This window comes from Streptomyces sp. NPDC017246 (assembly GCF_044331325.1).
In the GTDB taxonomy this organism is placed as follows: Bacteria; Actinomycetota; Actinomycetes; order Streptomycetales; family Streptomycetaceae; genus Streptomyces.
In genome coordinates, this window is sequence record NZ_JBIRMW010000001.1 from 536,804 (window position 1) to 553,001 (window position 16,198).

The 16,198-nt window shown below is 73.5% G+C and carries 14 protein-coding genes; 2 read left to right on the forward strand and 12 right to left on the reverse strand.

The window, feature by feature from the left end:
* The first annotated feature begins 112 nt into the window (after window positions 1-112).
* Window positions 113-583 (forward strand): DUF937 domain-containing protein, encoded by a 471-nt coding sequence (locus ACH4MY_RS02410; RefSeq protein WP_397996347.1) that lies wholly within the window; start codon window positions 113-115, stop codon window positions 581-583.
* Between the two features lie 246 nt (window positions 584-829).
* Here the strand turns inward: ACH4MY_RS02410 and ACH4MY_RS02415 are convergent, their stop codons facing one another.
* Genes ACH4MY_RS02415 through ACH4MY_RS02425 form a run of 3 tightly spaced genes read right to left on the reverse strand, consistent with a single transcriptional unit; the run spans window position 830 to window position 3,929 of the window.
* Window positions 830-1,633, reverse strand: coding sequence for a sugar phosphate isomerase/epimerase family protein (locus tag ACH4MY_RS02415; RefSeq protein ID WP_397996350.1), 804 nt, complete (start codon window positions 1,631-1,633; stop codon window positions 830-832).
* The gene (locus tag ACH4MY_RS02420) at window positions 1,630-2,781 is read right to left on the reverse strand and encodes a dihydrodipicolinate synthase family protein (RefSeq protein ID WP_397996353.1); all 1,152 of its coding nucleotides are present in this window, start codon (window positions 2,779-2,781) and stop codon (window positions 1,630-1,632) included. The genes ACH4MY_RS02415 and ACH4MY_RS02420 overlap by 4 nt, the downstream gene beginning before the upstream one ends.
* On the reverse strand, window positions 2,778-3,929 hold the full coding sequence (locus tag ACH4MY_RS02425; RefSeq protein WP_397996355.1) for a Gfo/Idh/MocA family protein: 1,152 nt from the start codon (window positions 3,927-3,929) through the stop codon (window positions 2,778-2,780). Before ACH4MY_RS02425 ends, ACH4MY_RS02420 begins: the two co-directional genes overlap by 4 nt.
* A 111-nt stretch (window positions 3,930-4,040) precedes the next feature.
* On the opposite strand from ACH4MY_RS02425, the gene ACH4MY_RS02430 reads away from it, so the two are divergent.
* Window positions 4,041-5,087 (forward strand): LacI family DNA-binding transcriptional regulator, encoded by a 1,047-nt coding sequence (locus ACH4MY_RS02430; RefSeq protein WP_397996357.1) that lies wholly within the window; start codon window positions 4,041-4,043, stop codon window positions 5,085-5,087.
* Window positions 5,088-5,220: 133 nt separating this feature from the next.
* Here the strand turns inward: ACH4MY_RS02430 and ACH4MY_RS02435 are convergent, their stop codons facing one another.
* The 9 genes from ACH4MY_RS02435 to ACH4MY_RS02475 form a co-directional block, all read right to left on the reverse strand.
* Entirely contained in the window at window positions 5,221-5,769 is a 549-nt protein-coding gene (locus ACH4MY_RS02435) for an AAA family ATPase (protein ID WP_397996360.1), read from the reverse strand.
* Window positions 5,770-5,852: 83 nt separating this feature from the next.
* Window positions 5,853-6,224 carry a nuclear transport factor 2 family protein gene (locus ACH4MY_RS02440; RefSeq protein ID WP_397996363.1) on the reverse strand — a complete coding sequence of 124 codons (372 nt, stop codon included), beginning with the start codon at window positions 6,222-6,224 and terminating at the stop codon, window positions 5,853-5,855.
* A gap of 53 nt (window positions 6,225-6,277) precedes the next feature.
* Window positions 6,278-7,525: a PLP-dependent aminotransferase family protein gene (locus tag ACH4MY_RS02445; RefSeq protein ID WP_397996366.1), complete on the reverse strand. Its 1,248-nt coding sequence runs from the start codon at window positions 7,523-7,525 to the stop codon at window positions 6,278-6,280.
* Window positions 7,522-8,913, reverse strand: coding sequence for an MFS transporter (locus ACH4MY_RS02450; protein WP_397996369.1), 1,392 nt, complete (start codon window positions 8,911-8,913; stop codon window positions 7,522-7,524). The genes ACH4MY_RS02445 and ACH4MY_RS02450 overlap by 4 nt, the downstream gene beginning before the upstream one ends.
* Window positions 8,910-11,528 carry an ATP-grasp domain-containing protein gene (locus ACH4MY_RS02455; protein ID WP_397996372.1) on the reverse strand — a complete coding sequence of 873 codons (2,619 nt, stop codon included), beginning with the start codon at window positions 11,526-11,528 and terminating at the stop codon, window positions 8,910-8,912. Before ACH4MY_RS02455 ends, ACH4MY_RS02450 begins: the two co-directional genes overlap by 4 nt.
* A gap of 90 nt (window positions 11,529-11,618) precedes the next feature.
* Window positions 11,619-12,869: an acetyl-CoA carboxylase biotin carboxylase subunit family protein gene (locus ACH4MY_RS02460; protein ID WP_397996375.1), complete on the reverse strand. Its 1,251-nt coding sequence runs from the start codon at window positions 12,867-12,869 to the stop codon at window positions 11,619-11,621.
* Window positions 12,866-14,149: an amidohydrolase gene (locus tag ACH4MY_RS02465; protein WP_397996377.1), complete on the reverse strand. Its 1,284-nt coding sequence runs from the start codon at window positions 14,147-14,149 to the stop codon at window positions 12,866-12,868. The genes ACH4MY_RS02460 and ACH4MY_RS02465 overlap by 4 nt, the downstream gene beginning before the upstream one ends.
* A gap of 7 nt (window positions 14,150-14,156) precedes the next feature.
* Window positions 14,157-15,494 carry an MFS transporter gene (locus ACH4MY_RS02470; RefSeq protein WP_397996380.1) on the reverse strand — a complete coding sequence of 446 codons (1,338 nt, stop codon included), beginning with the start codon at window positions 15,492-15,494 and terminating at the stop codon, window positions 14,157-14,159.
* A complete protein-coding gene (locus ACH4MY_RS02475) occupies window positions 15,491-16,192 on the reverse strand; it encodes a hypothetical protein (RefSeq protein ID WP_397996382.1) in 702 nt (233 codons plus the stop codon). The genes ACH4MY_RS02470 and ACH4MY_RS02475 overlap by 4 nt, the downstream gene beginning before the upstream one ends.
* Window positions 16,193-16,198 lie beyond the last annotated feature (6 nt).

The following is a 16,198-nucleotide window of genomic DNA, read 5'->3' on the forward strand; positions in this document are numbered from 1 at the left end:
CCCGCCGGGGTGTCGGCCACCGGCCGGGGACATCCGGACGCCGGTCCCGGCCTCCCGGATCCCCCTCCTTCTCGGCGTGCCGACGAACGGGGCAGGTCGTAGCGTTTCCGGCATGAGTGATTCCTTCCAGGACGACGTCCTGAGCGAGCTCGGCGACGACAGGCTCCAGGAGATCGCCGGACTGCTCGGCACGGACACCGACGGGGCGCAGGAGGTCGTGGGCGGTTCGGTGGCCGAGCTCTCCGGCGAACTGCGCCTGGCGGCGGCCGAACCCTCCAGTGCGGACGAGGTCCGCGCCGCCGTCGACGAGGTGACCTCGGCCGAGCCCCCGCTCCAGGGCGTCGCCTCCTTCGGCGGCCTGGCGGCCGGCGGCCTCATGGCCGGCGTCCTGGGCAGGCTGGCCCGCCCGGCGGCGAACGCGATCGCGAAGAAGACCGGCATCCCGCCCGCCACGATGACCCGGGCGGTCGACATCCTGGTCCCCGTGGTCCTCGCGGTCATGACGAAGCGCGCCGCCGCCCGGAAGGGCGGCGACGCGGCGGCGGGCGGGCTGGGGGACATCCTGGGCGGGGGCCGCCGGTAGCACCCCGGGCGTCGGCCGCCGTGGACGGCCGTCCCTCACTGCCTGACCCTGCCGCACCGGGACGACGACTTCGCCGCGCTCGCCCGGGTCCTCAAGGAGGTCGAGCGGCAGGACGTACGGCACCTGGGCGGGTGACGGCTCGCGCGGGTGCCACCGGGCCGTCCCGGGGCTCCTCGGCTCGCGCGGGTGCCACCGGGCCGTCCCGGAGCTCCTCGGCTCGCGCGGTGCCGCCGGGACCGGAGTCGGTCAGACCGTCAGGAACCGCTCCAGCGTCTCCTCCAGGACCTCCACGCCGTCCCTCGCCCACAGGTCGTCGTTGAAGATCTCCACCTCCACCGGGCCCGTCCAGCCCGCCTTCTCCGTCAGGTCCGCCCAGGCACGGAGGTCGATCGCACCGTCGCCGAGCTGACCGCGGCCGGTCAGGACGCCGGCCGGCAGCGGGGTCGTCCAGTCCGCGAGCTGGAAGGAGTGGATGCGGCCCGCCGCGCCCGCGCGTTCCACCGCCGCCGGGGCCCGGTCGTCCCACCAGAGGTGGTACGTGTCGACCACCACGCCCACCTGCTCCGGCGGGAAGTGCTCCGCGACGGCCAGCGCCTGGTCCAGGGTGGAGACCGCGCACCGGTCGGCGGCGTACATGGGGTGGAGGGGTTCGACGGCCAGGCGGATTCCGCGTTCGCCCGCGTAGGGGGCGAGTGCGCCGATCGCCTCGGTGACGCGGGCGCGGGCGGAGGGCAGGTCCGGGAAGGCGGGGGTGAGGCCGCCTGAGACCAGGACGACGGTGTCGGTGCCGAGCGTGACCGCCTCGTCGATCGCCGCCCGGTTCTCCGCCTCCCAGCCGTCCGAGGTGAAGAAGCCGCCGCGGCAGAGGGTGGTGACGGTGAGGCCCGCGTCCCGCACCAGGTCGGCGGCCGCCTCGACCCCGAACTCCTGGACCGGTTCGCGCCACAGCCCCACGCCCCGGATGCCGAGGCGGACGCAGTGGGCGACCAGGTCCGGCAGGGCGAGCTGCTTGACCGTCATCTGGTTGACGCTGAAGCGGTCGAGGTTCATCGCAGGCCTCCGTGGACCGCCAGGAGGGATCGCATGCGCTCCTCGGCCAGCGCGGGGTCAGGGAACAGGCCGAGTCCGTCGGCGAGTTCGTAGGCGCGGGCGAGGTGCGGGAGGGAGCGGGCGGACTGCAGTCCGCCGACCATCGTGAAGTGGTCCTGGTGCCCGGCGAGCCAGGCGAGGAGCACGACGCCCGTCTTGTAGAAGCGGGTCGGCGCCTCGAAGAGATGGCGGGAGAGGGCGACCGTCGGGTCGAGGACGGCACGGAAACCGTGCGCGTCCCCCGTGTCGAGGGTGCGGACGGCCTGCGCCGCCAGCGGCGCCAGCGGGTCGAAGATGCCGAGCAGGGCGTGGCTGAAGCCCTGTTCGTCGCCCTCGATCAGCTCCGGGTAGTGGAAGTCGTCGCCCGTGTAGCAGCGGACGCCTTCCGGGAGGCGGCGGCGGAGTTCGACCTCGCGCCGGGCGTCCAGGAGCGAGACCTTGATGCCGTCGACCTTGTCGGGGTGCGCGGCGATGACCTCCAGGAAGGTCTCGGTCGCGGTGTCCAGGTCGGCCGAGCCCCAGTAGCCGTCGAGCGCCGGGTCGAACATCGGGCCGAGCCAGTGCAGGATCACCGGCTCGCTCGCCTGGCGGAGGAGGTGGCCGTACAGGTCGAGGTAGTCGTCCGGGCCCTCCGCCGCGGCGGCGAGGGCGCGGGAGGCCATGAGGACGGCCCGGGAGCCGGTCTCCTCGACGAGCGCGAGCTGCTCCTCGTACGCCTTGCGGACGGCCGCCAGGCCGGCGGGGCCGGTGAGCTGGTCGGTGCCGACGCCGCAGGCGATCTGTCCGCCGACGGCCTTCGCCTCGGCGGCGGAGCGGCGGATCAGCTCGGCCGCCCCGGTCCAGTCGAGGCCCATCCCGCGCTGGGCGGTGTCCATGGCCTCGGCGACCCCGAGGCCGTGGGACCAGAGGTGGCGGCGGAAGGCAAGGGTGGCGTCCCAGTCGACGGCGGCGGGCGAGTCGGGGGTGGTGTCGGCGTACGGGTCGGCGACGACGTGGGCGGCGGAGAAGACCGTACGGGAGGTGAGGGGGCCGCCTCCGTTCCGTGTGAGGGGCTCGGTGCGGGGCGCGTACTCCCGTACGCCGCCGTCGATGCCGGGCAGGCGGATCACAGGGCGACCTCCGGGACGTCGAGGCGGCGGCCCTCGGCGGCGGACCTCAGGCCCAGTTCGGCGAGCTGGACGCCGCGGGCGCCGGCGAGCAGGTCCCAGTGGTAGGGCTCGCCGAGGGTGACGTGCCGCAGGAAGAGCTCCCACTGGGCCTTGAAGCCGTTGTCGAACTCGGCGTTGTCGGGGACCTCCTGCCACTGGTCGCGGAAGGGTTCGGTCGCCGGGATGTCGGGGTTCCAGACGGGCTTGGGGGTGGCGGAGCGGTGCTGGACGCGGCAGTCGCGGAGTCCGGCGACGGCGGAGCCGTGGGTGCCGTCGACCTGGAACTCGACGAGTTCGTCGCGGTTGACGCGGACGGTCCAGGAGGAGTTGATCTGGGCGATGGCGCCGCCCTCCAGCTGGAAGATGCCGTAGGCGGCGTCGTCGGCGGTGGCCTCGTACGGCTTGCCCTGCTCGTCCCAGCGGCGCGGGACGTGGGTGGCGACCTGGGCGGTGACGGAGGTGACCCGGCCGAAGAGCTCGTGGAGCACGTACTCCCAGTGCGGGAACATGTCGACGACGATGCCGCCGCCGTCCTCCGCGCGGTAGTTCCAACTGGGGCGCTGGGCGTCCTGCCAGTCGCCCTCGAAGACCCAGTAGCCGAACTCGCCGCGCACGGAGAGGATCTCGCCGAAGAAGCCGCCGTCGATGAGGCGCTTGAGCTTGAGCAGGCCCGGCAGGAACAGCTTGTCCTGGACGACGCCGTGCTTGACGCCCTTCTCGGTGGCGAGGCGGGCGAGTGCCAGGGCGCCGGCGAGGTCCGCCGCCGTGGGCTTCTCGGTGTAGATGTGCTTGCCGGCCTCGACGGCCCTGGTGATCGCATCGGCGCGGGCGGAGGTGACCTGGGCGTCGAAGTAGATGTCGATGCTGTCGTCGGCGAGGACGGCGTCGAGGTCGGTCGACCACTCGGTGAGTCCGTGGCGCTCGGCGAGCGCGCGCAGGGCCGGCTCGCGGCGGCCGACGAGGACCGGCTCGGGCCAGAGGGTCTCGCCGTTGCCGAGGTCGAGGCCGCCCTGTTCGCGCAGGGCGAGGATCGAACGGACGAGGTGCTGGCGGTATCCCATGCGTCCGGTGACGCCGTTCATGGCGATGCGGACTGTCCTGCGTGTCACGAAAGGTTCCTCTCCCCGGTGTGCCGCGCTCCGATAGAAAGCGCTTTCCATCGCGGATGACGCTAGCCTGCCGACATCGCCGTCGACAAGGGCCCTGGAGGTACGCACACGATGACCGTCACCCTGGCGGACGTGGCCGCCCGCGCACGGGTCTCCCCCGCCACCGTCTCCCGCGTCCTCAACGGCAACTACCCGGTCGCCGCGTCGACGCGCGAACGGGTCCTGCGCGCCGTGGACGAACTGGACTACGTCCTCAACGGCCCCGCGAGCTCACTCGCCGCCGCCACCTCCGACCTGGTCGGCGTCCTCGTCAACGACATCGCCGACCCCTTCTTCGGGATCATGGCGAGCGCGGCGCAGAGCGCCATCGGAGAGGGCGCGTCGGGGCGCGGCGGCGGCGAGAAACTCGCCGTCGTCTGCAACACCGGCGGCTCCCCCGAACGCGAACTGACCTACCTCACCCTGCTCCAGCGGCAGCGGGCCGCGGCCGTGATCCTCATGGGCGGCTCCCTGGAGGACCCCGGGCACCTGGCGGCGACGGCGGCCAAACTCGCCAAGCTCGCGGAGGCGGGGACCCGGGTCGTGCTGTGCGGGCGCCCGCCGGTCACCGGCGACGCGAACACGGCGGCGCTCGTCTTCGACAACCGGACCGGCGCGCGGCGCCTCACCGAGCACCTCCTCGAACTCGGCCACCGGCGCATCGGCTACGCGGCGGGACCGGACGACCGGACGACGACCCGGCACCGCCTCGAAGGCCACCGCGCGGCGCTGGCGGCGGCGGGCGTCGAGGAGGGCCCGACGGTCCACGGCGCGTACGACCGTCAGGCCGGCTACGAGGCCACGGCCGAGCTCCTCGCCCGCGACCCGGACCTCACGGCGGTCGTCGCCGCCAACGACACGGTGGCCCTCGGCGTCTGCGCGGCTCTGCGGGAACGGGGCCTGGACATCCCGGGAGACGTGTCCGTGGCGGGCTTCGACGACCTGCCCTTCTCCATCGACGCGGTCCCGTCCCTGACGACCGTCCATCTCCCCCTGCACGAGGCGGGGGTACGGGCGGGCCGTCTGGCGATGGGCACGGAGGAGCCCCGTACGGGCGGCCTGGAGAGGGTCCCGGCGGAGCTGGTGGTCCGGGGCTCGACGGGACGGCCACGGGGCTGACGGGGCGCGGCGGGCGCGCTCTTCGGGGGCCTGCGGCAGGGACACCGGCGTGGCCTGCGCGCGGTGCGTCCAGCGCGCGGCGCCGTCAGGGCCCGGCGCCGTCAGGACCCGGCACCGTCAGGACCCGGCGCCGTCAGGCCTTCAGGCCCGTGGCCGTCAGGACCGCCTCCACCGTCTCCTCCACCGTCTGGTCCGCGTTGTCGATCCAGACGGCCTCGCCCGACAGTTCCGACCGCATCGCCTCGTCCAGGAACGACCAGTCGGTCGTCAGACGCTTGTCGCGGGCGTTGTTGCGTTCCCAGGCCTTCTCCGGGCCGGGGGCCAGGATCACGGCATGGAGCGGGACCGCCTTCGTGTGGGCGCGGTAGAAGTCCAGGTGGGAGCGGCGGACCACGACGTCGTCGACGACGGGGAGGAAGCCGGCCCGCGTGAAGCTCTCCGCGAGCAGGCAGGCGTTGCGGGCGCGGAGGAAGATCTGGCGGTCCGCCTCCGGGTCGCCGTCCGGGGTCGGCCAGTGGCAGCCGCTCACGATGAGGGACTGGAGTGCGTCGACCTCGATGTGGGCCGACATGGCGAAGCGGGCGGCGAGGGCCGCCGCGACGGTGGACTTGCCGCTGCCGGGAATGCCGCTGAGAAGGACGGCGCCAGGTGCGGGGGCGCGGTCGACCGGGACGAGTTCCATGATCCGAGACCCTAGCCCGGAGCGGGGCGAGGGGGCCGGACGGGGGCGGCCGGAAGGACCGGACCCCGCCCGCCCCCGCGGCGTCAGATCGCGGCGCGGTAGAAGTACGTCCTGCGGTACGCGATCTTCCCGTCGCGCACCAGGTACGTGTCGGCGAAGCCCTCGTCCAGCGGGGTCCCGTCCCTGCTCGCCCCGCGGAAGCGGCCCCAGCAGGCCGCGGCCGCGAGGCCGCCCGTCACCTGGTCGACCTCGTGCGCGCCGGAGGCGATGATCCGCTCGTGCTCGTAGAAGCGGCGGATCCGGTCCAGGCCCTCCAGGGCCGGGTAGCCGGGACGTTCGTAGACCGCCTCTTCGGCGAAGACCTCGCCGAGGTCGTCCCACGAGCGGGAGTCGACCACCTGGAACAGCCGGGCCACCAGCGAATCGGCGGTCACCGAGGAGTGTGCGAGTGTCACGTCCGTGCTCCTTCGTCTCTTGCCTGTACGGGAGGGGTCGGGGAACGCGGGGATCAGCGCGCGTCGGCGCGGGCCTTGTCGAAGGCCGTCTCCAGCCGGGAGACGCCCTCCCGTCGCTGTTCCTCGTCGAGGGTGGCGAAGGACAGCCTCAGCATCCGGGAGCCGTCCCGCTCGATGCAGAACGGCGCGCCGGGCACGAGGGCGAGCCCCTGTGCCAGGGCGTGCTCGTACAGCAGGTCGGAGGTGACCCGGGGGTCGTCGACGGTGCACCAGAAGAACAGGCCGCCGCGCGGGTCGTCGAAGAGGAGCCACGGCAGCCGCTCGCGGAGCAGCGCCGTCGTCGCGCGCGCCTTGTCCCCGTACAGGGTGCGCAGCCGGGCGAGGTGGGCCGGGAGGAACGCCGGGTCGCCGAGCAGTTCGGCGAGGACGTACTGGCCGAGGGTGTTGGTCTGGAGGTCGCTGCTCTGCTTGGCCGCCACGAGTTCGCCGATGAGGCCGGCGGGTGCGGACAGACCGGCCACCCGGAGTCCCGGGCACAGTGTCTTCGACAGGCTCATCAGCCGGATGACGCGTTCGCTGTGGACGTCCGTGGACGGCAGACGCTCGCCCTCGAAGGCGAGGTCGCCGTACGGGTCGTCCTCGACGACGAGGAATCCGTACCGTTCCGCGAGAGCGCCGAGCGCGCGTCGCCGTTCCTCGGTGAGCAGTCCGCCGGTGGGGTTGTGGAAGTGCGGGACGACGTAGACGAGTTTGGGTCTGACGCCGGCGGTCAGCCGCTCCTCCAGCACGTCCACCCGCATGCCGTCCCGGTCCGTGGGCAGCGGCAGCAGCCGGGCTCCGGCGCCCCGGAAGGACTGCACGGCGCCCAGGTAGCTGGGGTCGTCCAGGGCCACCACGTCGCCCTCGTCCAGGAGGGTGCGGGCGACCAGGTCGAGGCCCTGCTGGCTTCCGCCGGTGACCATCACCCGCTCCACCCCGACCGCCGCGCCGGTCTCGCCGGCCCGCGCGGCCAGGGCCCGGCGCATCGCGGGGACCCCCTCGGTCGGGGCGTACTGGAGGGCGGAGGTGGCCGAGCGGGAGAACACCCGGGCGGTCACCTCCGCCAGCCTCTCCACGGGGAAGCTGTCGGGGGCCGGGATGCCGCCCGCCATCGACAGCACGCCCGGCGCGTTCGCGGCGGACAGGATGCGGCCGATGGCGTCGGAGCGGCCCCAGGCGGTGCGCCGCGCGAGGAGGTGCGAGAACTCTCCGGCCGGACCCGCCGTTCCCTTCGCTTCCTTCGCTGCCTTCGCTTCCGTCATGACGTCACCGCCGCCGTCTCGGGCGTACCGGACTCCGTGCCGATCTGCGCGGGGAAGTCCTTCAGACGCCACACCGGGGAGAGCAGGACCACGAGCACCGCGGAGAGGAAGGCGGCCGCCGTCACGAACAGCGTCTCGCGCAGGCCGATCAGGTCGCCGAGCCGGCCGCCGATGAGCGCGCCGAGCGGGAGCATGCCCCAGGACACGAAGCGGTAGCCGGCGTTCATCCGGCCGAGGAGCTCGTCCGGGGTGATCGACTGACGGAGGCTGATGATGTGGATGTTGGCCATCGTGCCGCCCGCGCCGATCAGCGCGAACGCGGCGACGAACAGGGCGAACGTGACGAACCCGCCGCTCACCGGGGCCAGCGGGATGATCACGGGGGCGACGCAGCAGAGCACGAGCGCCCCCAGGATCGCCGGGCCGAGGCCGATGGACCGCTTCAGCCGCCCCGCCACCAGGGAGCCGCCGAGCGAGCCGACCGCGCCGGTGCCGAGCAGCAGGCCGATGGTGCCCGGAGACAGGTCGAGGCGCCGGGCCGCGTACAGCACGAAGACGGTCTGCAGCGACATCCAGCACAGGTTGTAGAGTCCGGACTGGAGGGCGCAGGCCCGCAGATGGGCGCTCCGCCAGATGATCCGGATGCCGTCGCCGACGCTCTTCCACAGCCCGGTGGGGCGCTCGGGCTCGGCGGGCGGCGGTTCGGGCCGCCGGACCGCGAGCAGGGTGACCACGGACACCAGGTACGAGGCACCGTTGATGAGCAGCGCGTACGGTGCCGTGACCCAGCCGATGAGCAGACCGGCGAGGCCGGGTCCGCCGATCTGGGCGAGCGAACTGGTGCCCTGGAGCTTGCTGTTGCCCTCCACCAGGTGTTCCTTGCCGATCAGTGTCGGCAGGTACGACTGGTAGGCGACGTCGAAGACGACGGTGAGCGAGCCGATGAGGAGCGCGGCCACGTACACGTACTCGATCCGCAGCAGGTCGAGTACGGCCAGCAGGGGGACCGCGGTGACGAGCAGGGCCCGTCCCACATTGGACGCGATCATCAGCGGCCGTCGGCGGACGCGGTCCACCCAGACCCCGACGAGCAGGGTGACGAGCAGGAACGGGGCGTACGAGGCGGCGTTCACCAGACCGACCTGCGAGGAGGACGCGTCCAGGGTGAGCACCGCCGTCAGCGGCAGCGCCAGGGTGGTGACCTGGGCCCCGATCTGGGAGATCCCCTCGCCCGTCCAGAACTTCATGAACTCGGCGTCGCGCCAGAGCGCTCCGCGCTCGCGTCCCGCGGCGACGGTCGGTGTGCCGTCGCCGGGGTCCGCCGGACCCGCCGACCCTGTGGAGTCGGCCGGGTCCGTCGAACCGTTCGAGTCGGTGGACTCGGTCACCCCGCTACCTCGCCGTCCGCCGGCTCGGTGACGTGGAAGGCGCAGCCGATCTGGGCGCCGCGCAGCATGCTGACGATGCCGACGGCCGGGTCGGTGACGCCGCGGGCCAGCGTGCCGGCGTACTTCCCGTCGACCATGAGCGTGCCGTAGGCGACGGCCATGTCCTGGGTGGTGACGCCGTCGTCGGAGAGGAACCGCTCGGTGGTCGGGAGCAGTCGGCGCTGGAGGACGAAGGGGCCGTCGACGGCCTGGTGGAGCTTCTCCACCCACTCCTTCTGGTCGGTGGTCCAGCCGGGGGTGACGCCGACGCCGCCGTAGAGCAGCGTGGGCTTGAGGACCAGGAGGTCCTTGTTGGCGACGGCGTACGGCAGGAGGTCGATCTTGTCGCCCTCGAAGGTGACCTTCTCGTCGCGCACGAAGCGGGTCCAGGGGAGGATGCGGTCGACGAGCTCGCGCTCCTCCTCGGTGAAGGCGGCCCGGTTGCGCTCGTCGCTGAGCATGGCGAGGCTGCCCTTGTTGCCGTACAGCTCGCAGTCCAGCGAGGCGAACAGCTCGACCCGGCCGGCCTCCGCGGCGTCGAGGAGCGGGTTGACGAGCTCGTAGGTACGCGGCTCGTCCGGCATCTCGCCGGGCAGGAACATGCGGTAGACGACGTCGACGCGGCGTCCCTCGTGGAGGACGTCGCCGTTCTCGTACGTGAAGTCGCCGAGGTGGCAGACGACGGGCTCGAAGCCGAGGGCCTTGAAGGCCGGGACGACGAACTCCATCCAGCACTTGGACTTCTCGAAGCCCTCGGGCCAGTCGGTGATGGCGAGCAGCGGGCGCTCGATCCCGTTGAGGGCCGGGGCCCGGTCGCGCAGCACCTCGGTGATGCGGGCCAGCGGGTCGGGGTAGACGAGGTTCTCCTCGGCGGCGAAGGCCGCGAACTCCTCGTCCTGGATCAGGGCGCGGGCGAACTCGCCCATCTGCCAGCCGCCGAGCGAGGAGCCGGTGTTCAGCTCCATGAGGCGGAAGCCGCCGGTCTCTCGGTAGAGGTCGGCCCGGGAGAGCGGCGGGATCTCGTCGGCCGCGCCGCGCAGCACCAGGTCGGCCTGGGTCTCGCTCATGCCGACGGCCTTGGCGAAGGCGCGCAGGTCGCCGCCGAAGAGGCGCTCGGGGACCGACTTGAGGAGCTCGAAGAGGCCGTTCAGGTCGTGTTCGAGGCCCGCCACGTCGTCGGCGCTGAGGAAGACGGGGCGGTTGAGGCCCTCGCCGCCGCCTGCGCCGTAGCGGAACCACTCGACGCCGCGGACTCCGGAGACGCTCATCCGGGCCGCTGTGCGCTCGTGGTCGAAGAACCGGCGGGTGACGGCGTTCTCGACGCGTGCGCCGAGCCGGTGCGTGCCGGCGCCGGTCACCTCGGTGCGGGACAGGCCCTCGGCGCGGTCCAGGGCGCGGCGGGTCTCGGCCGGCGTCTCGCCGACGGCGATGAGGGCGGCGGAGCGCGGGGTGAGGCCGCGCGGCGGGAGCTGGAGCTCGTCGCCGGGAGCGGCGAGGGCCACGGCCTCGACGAGTCCGTCGACCTCGGAGGGCTCGGGCAGGACGACCCGGTCGACGGTGCCGTCGTACGAGGGGTACAGGAACCGGATCTCGGCGCTGAGCGCGCGGGTCGGGGTGAGGTCGGGGGTGCGCTCGAAGGCGATCTCGGCGGCGGCCCGGGCCAGGTCGATGCCGGTGGCGAGCTGGTGGACGTGCGGGATGAGGTCGCCGCCGAGGCGGCCGTTCAGCTCGATGAGCCGCGGTCCCTCGGCGCTGACGCGCAGTTCGGTGTGGGTGACGCCGTAGTCGACGCCGACGGCGCGGTGCGCGTCCCTGACGAGCTCGACGACCGCCTCCGCCCAGGGCTCGTCCCGCCAGGAGGTGACGAGGTGGCCGACCTCCTCGAAGTACGGCTGCGGTCCGAGGCGCTTGCGGGCGATGCAGACCGGGGTGACGACGCCGTCCACGACGGTGCTGTCGACGCTCAGTTCGGGGCCCTCGACGTACTCCTCGATGAGGACGGTGTCGGCGGTGCCGGCGCCCTGGAGGCGGCTGACGGAGGCGAGGCGGTAGGCCTGGCGCAGGCCGTCGGCGTCCCGGGCGACCATGACGCCGAAGCTGCCGCCGAGGGTGCGGGGCTTGACGACGACGGGGAAGCCGATGGTCTCGGCGACGGCGACGGCCTCGTCCTCGCTGCCGGCGGGCGCGTGGCGGACGGTGGCCATGCCGGCGGCTTCGAGGGCCTGGCGGGTGGCGTACTTGTCCCGGCAGATCTTGGCGGCGGCCGGGTCCATGGCCCGCAGGCCGAGGCGCGCGGCGACCGAGGAGACGGCCGCGAGCGACCATTCGTCCCAGGTGACGATCGCGGCTTCGGCGACCTCGCCGCGCAGGTCGGCGACGGCGGGGAACAGCTTGTGCGCGTCCGTCGTGTCGGCGATCCGGTGGGTGTCGACGTACTTCGCCTGCCAGCTGGGTGCCTCGGGGGCGATCAGGGTGACCTCATACCGTGCGGCGAGGGAGGCGAGGGCGTATTCCCGGTACTGACGTATGCGGCTGCCGACCAGGATGACGCGCGGGCGTTCAGTGGTGACGGACACGGTGTGTTCCTTTCCGATGCGGGGCGGTGCTGGCGGCCCCTGTGCGACACGTGGTGCGAGTGGTGCGGGTGCGCCCGGGGCGCCGGTCGGTCATGCGTCCAGGGGGGTGCAGGTGAGCCTGAAGCCGTTCGCGGCGGCCTCGATGGCCTCCTCCACGGCGGTGGTGGTCGAGCCGCGGAAGCGGAACCGGGTGCCCACGTGCTCGTAGCCGCTGATCGGGGGCACTCGCCGGCCGACGGGCACGTGCAGCACCGCGTACGGCTCGCTGCCCTCGGGCGGGGCGACGACCCAGTCGGCGCGTTCCACGAGGCAGGGGGCCGGCACCGGCAGCGGAAGCAGCAGGTAGCCGCCGACCTCGCCGGTCTTCAGGGCCGGCAGGATCGGCACCCGGCCCAGCTGGATGTCGGCCGCGGCGGCCATCAGGTCGGCGGCGTGGACGTCCCGCCAGGTGAACGGGATCTCGCCGCCGCCCACCCTGGCCCCGCATTCGAGGAACACGAGGGCCGGTCCGCCGTCCTCGCCCCGGGTGACGAAGGCCTCCAGGTGGAAGACCCAGGGCCGGTCTCCGCCGAGCACGGCCCCGACGGCGGCCGCGAACGGCTCCACCTCGGCGAGCAGCACCGGGTCGTCCTCCTCGACCGAGCCCAGCCAGTTGCCCTGGGTGAAGTCGGCGCAGGTGCCGCCCACATAGCGCGAGGCGGTCCAGCTGCCGAGCCGGTCGCCCTCCCACAGGCCGTCGATGTGCAGGATCGGCGCGTCGACGTACGTCTGCACCAGGAACGGCTCGGCCGCGAGGTTCTCGGCGAGCTCGTGGTGCGCGTCCAGGTCGGCCTCCGAGTCGAGCCGGACCACCCCCCTGCTCGCGGTGCCGCGGTGCGGCTTGCAGATGAGCGGCCAGCCGTGCGTACGGCCGAACTCCCGTACCGCGCCGAGGTCCGCGGCGTGGGCGAGCGCGGGCACCGGCAGTCCGGCGTCCGCCACCGTCGTGCACATGAGCAGCTTGTCGCGGAAGACCGCGAGCTCCTCCGGCGTCTGCCCGGCGATCCCGAACTCCTCGCGGATCAGCGCCGCCGTGTCGAGGTCGCCCTCGTTGAGGGCGACCAGCGACCGCGGTGTGCCGTACGTCTCCACGAGCGCGGCGAGGGCCGCCCGCACGGCGGGCACGTCGTCGGTGAGGCCGACGACGGCGACGGCCTCGGCGCCCTCGGGTATCGAGGTCCGGCCGAGCTCGGTGCTGATGTAGGTGACCCGGTGCGTGCGGTGGTCGACGTAGTCGGCGTACAGCGCGTGGGTGTCCCGCCAGCGGTGCAGGACCGTCACGTGCGGCCGGTGACCGGTCATGCCGTCGTCCCGTCCGTCGGCTCGCCGTCCAGCCAGGCGAGCGCGGCGGCGACCAGCGACCTGACGCCGATGTTCAGCGCGGGTCCCGCCTGGGGGGCGAAGGTGGACGAGTGGTTCTGCGGGATGTCCTCGTCGACGCGGCCGGCGGCGAACGCGGTCATGAACACCTCCGGGTCGAGACCGCCCCAGAACCAGTACACGGACGGCACCTGGGCCGCCGTCGCGAGGATGCCGAAGTCCTCGCTGGCCGTGGTCGGCCCCATGGTCATCACGGCGCCGTCGCCGAAGGCCCTGCGGTGGGCGTCGGCGACCCGCGCGGCGGCCGGCGTGTCGTTGACCGTCATCGGCAGGTGGTAGACCGAGGTGATGTCCGGGTCGGCGGTCGCGCCGGCCGCGGCCGACTCCGCCCTGGCCAGCCGCTCGATGGCCGCGAGGACCTTCTCGCGGACCGGGGCCGAGCTGGTGCGGACGTTGATGCCGAGTTCGGCGGTGTCCGGGATGACCGCGGCGGTGGTGCCGGCCTGGAGCTTGCCGACGGTGACCACGACCGGCTCCTGGGCGGCGATCTCGCGGGAGGCGATGGTCTGGAGCCGCAGGACGAGGGAGGCCGCCATGACGACCGGGTCCACCGCGGACTCGGGCTTGGAGCCGTGGCCGCCGCGGCCGAACAGCTTCACGGTGAGGGAGTCCGTGGCGCCCATGACGGTCCCGGGGACGGTGGCGATCAGGCCGACGGGGCCGGGGCCGACATGCTGCCCGAGAAGGACGTCGGGGCGCGGGAAGCGCTCGAACAGGCCGTCGTCGACCATCTCTCGGGCGCCGTAGCCGCTCTCCTCGCCGGGCTGGAAGACGGCCACGACCGTGCCCTTCCAGTGCTCCGTACGGGCGGCGAGCAGCGCGCACGCGCCGATCAGCGCGGCGACGTGCATGTCGTGGCCGCAGGCGTGCATCACCGGCACCTCGGTGCCGGAGTCGTCGGTCGCGGTGACGGTGCTCGCGTACGGCAGGCCCGTGGCCTCCTTCACCGGCAGCGCGTCCATGTCGGCCCGCAGCATGACCACCGGGCCCTCGCCGTTGCGCAGCACGCCGACGACTCCGGTACGGCCCACGCCGGTGGTGATCTCCCAGCCGCCCTGCGCCGCGAGCCGCTCAGCGACCAGGGCCGCCGTCCGCTTCTCCTGGAAGGCGAGTTCGGGGTGCGCGTGCAGGTCCTCGTAGTCGGCCTCAAGACCGGGGAGCAGCGGATCAAGCGCGTCGAGCACTGAGGTCAAGGCGTCCATGGCGTCCTCACTCGGGGATAGGGGTGGTGGGAAGGGGGTGTTCGCGTACGCCCCAGGAGGCGAGCAGGGCCGCCGCACAGGTGATCGCGGGCCACCACGGCACCCAGGCGCCGTGGCCCGCGGAGCGCAGCAGCTCGGCGAGGGCCGGGAAGGTGCCGCCGAACAGGCTGATCGCGAGCGCGGCCGGGAGACCGACGGCGACGGCCCGGACGGCCGGCGGGAAGAGCTGGCCGGCGAAGACGTTGCTGACGGCGAGCGGCAGGGAGAGCAGGAACAGCAGCACGACGGTGACGACCTGGACGGGCACATGGCCCGCGACCATGCCGGCGAGCAGCGGGACCGAGCCGAGCGCGAGTCCGGCGAAGCCGACGCGCAGGACGCCCAGCGCCCCGAACCGGTCGGCCGCCCTGCCCGCGCCGAGCATGCCGGCGAGGAGGGCCACCATGCCGAGGAGCAGGGCTCCGGACGCCTCCTCCTTCGTCGCCGCGCCCGCGTCGCGGGCGTAGGCGGGGAAGTCGACCGTGAGGAAGTAGAAGACCGTCGTCGCGCCCGAGGTGATGGCGAACACCACGGCGAGCGGGCGCAGATGGGCGCGGAGCACGGGCCACAGGTCGACCCCGCCGCGTTCCTCGGCGTCCTTGGTGAAGACCTCGCTCTCGGCGGCGCCGCGCCGGATCCACAGGGCCGTCAGCCCGAGGAGGGCTCCGAAGACGAAGGCGAGGCGCCAGGCGCCGTCCTCGACGCCCGTCTCGCCGAACACGCCGAGGAGGACGCTCATGACGATGAACGACAGGGCGCTGCCGAGGACCACGCCGCCGTAGGAGACCGCGCTGTAGAAGTAGCGGTGGCGGCCGGGTGCCGTCTCGGTGACGTAGGCGGCGGCGCTGGGGTTCTCGGCGCCGACGGACAGACCTTGGACCAGCCGGGCCGCGACCACGAGGAGCGGGGCCGCGATGCCGATGGCGGCGTGGCCGGGGACGACCGCGAGGAGCAGCGATCCGGCCGCGATGAGGCCGACGGTCAGGGTGAGGCCGAAGCGCCTTCCCCGGGTGTCGGTGAGCCGGCCGATGACGACGCTGCCGAGGGGGCGCACCAGGAAGCCGAGGGCGAAGCCGAGGTAGGCGGCGATCAGCCGGGCGGTGGGCGAGGAGCCGGGGAAGAGGTCCTCGGCGAAGTAGGGGGCGAGGACTCCGTAGATGGTCCAGTCGTACGCCTCCACGACCGAGCCGGCGCTCGCGGCGAGGAGTTCACGGCGCGGCTTGCGCGGGGGCGCGTCCTTCGCCGCGCCCGCGGCACTCGTGGGTGTCGCCGCGGGGGCCGCGGGACGGGTCTCGGAGCTGGTCATTCGGCCACCCCGTACACCTGGACGCGCTCGCCCTCGGCGGACGGGTGGGGCACGGCGTGCAGCCGTACGCCCACGGCGGGGAGTTCCGCGAGGCCGGTGAGGCCGGTCAGGGAGGGAAGGCCCGCCTTGGCGAGCGCCTCGGCCACGGGTCCCTCGCGGTCGGTGCTGTCCGTGGCGACGAGGACCGCGCCGCGCTCGGCGAGGAGCGCGACCGCGTCCGGGGTCAGACAGGGGCCGTCCGCGCGGCCGGTGTGGATGACGACGGCGTGTCCGGCCGGCTCGAACGGGGCGAGCGCGAGCCGGTCGGCGACCGGTTCGTCGGTGCCGGCGAGGCGGACCAGGACGACCGGCAGGTCGACGAGGTCCACGAGCCCGGCCGGTGCCCCGGCGGGCCGGTCGAGCCGGGTCCCGGCCCCGGTCAGGCCGATCGCGCGGCGGCCCGTCCCGGCCTCGGCCGCCTCGGTGTTCCGGGAGCCCTTGTGCGGCTCCCGGATCAGTTCCTTGCGGCTGACGGACGTACCGCCGACCATCAACAGCCCCAGGTGCCGTACGAGCAGCTCACCCAGTTCCGCGTCGTCGATGTGGTCACGGGGGATGTCGAGGCGGAACCCCTCGGTGCGCAGGGATCCCCCGTTGCTGAAGACCACTTCGGCGTCGAAGTCGACGCGCCACTGCTCGGGACCGGTTCCCGTCGTCATGTGCTT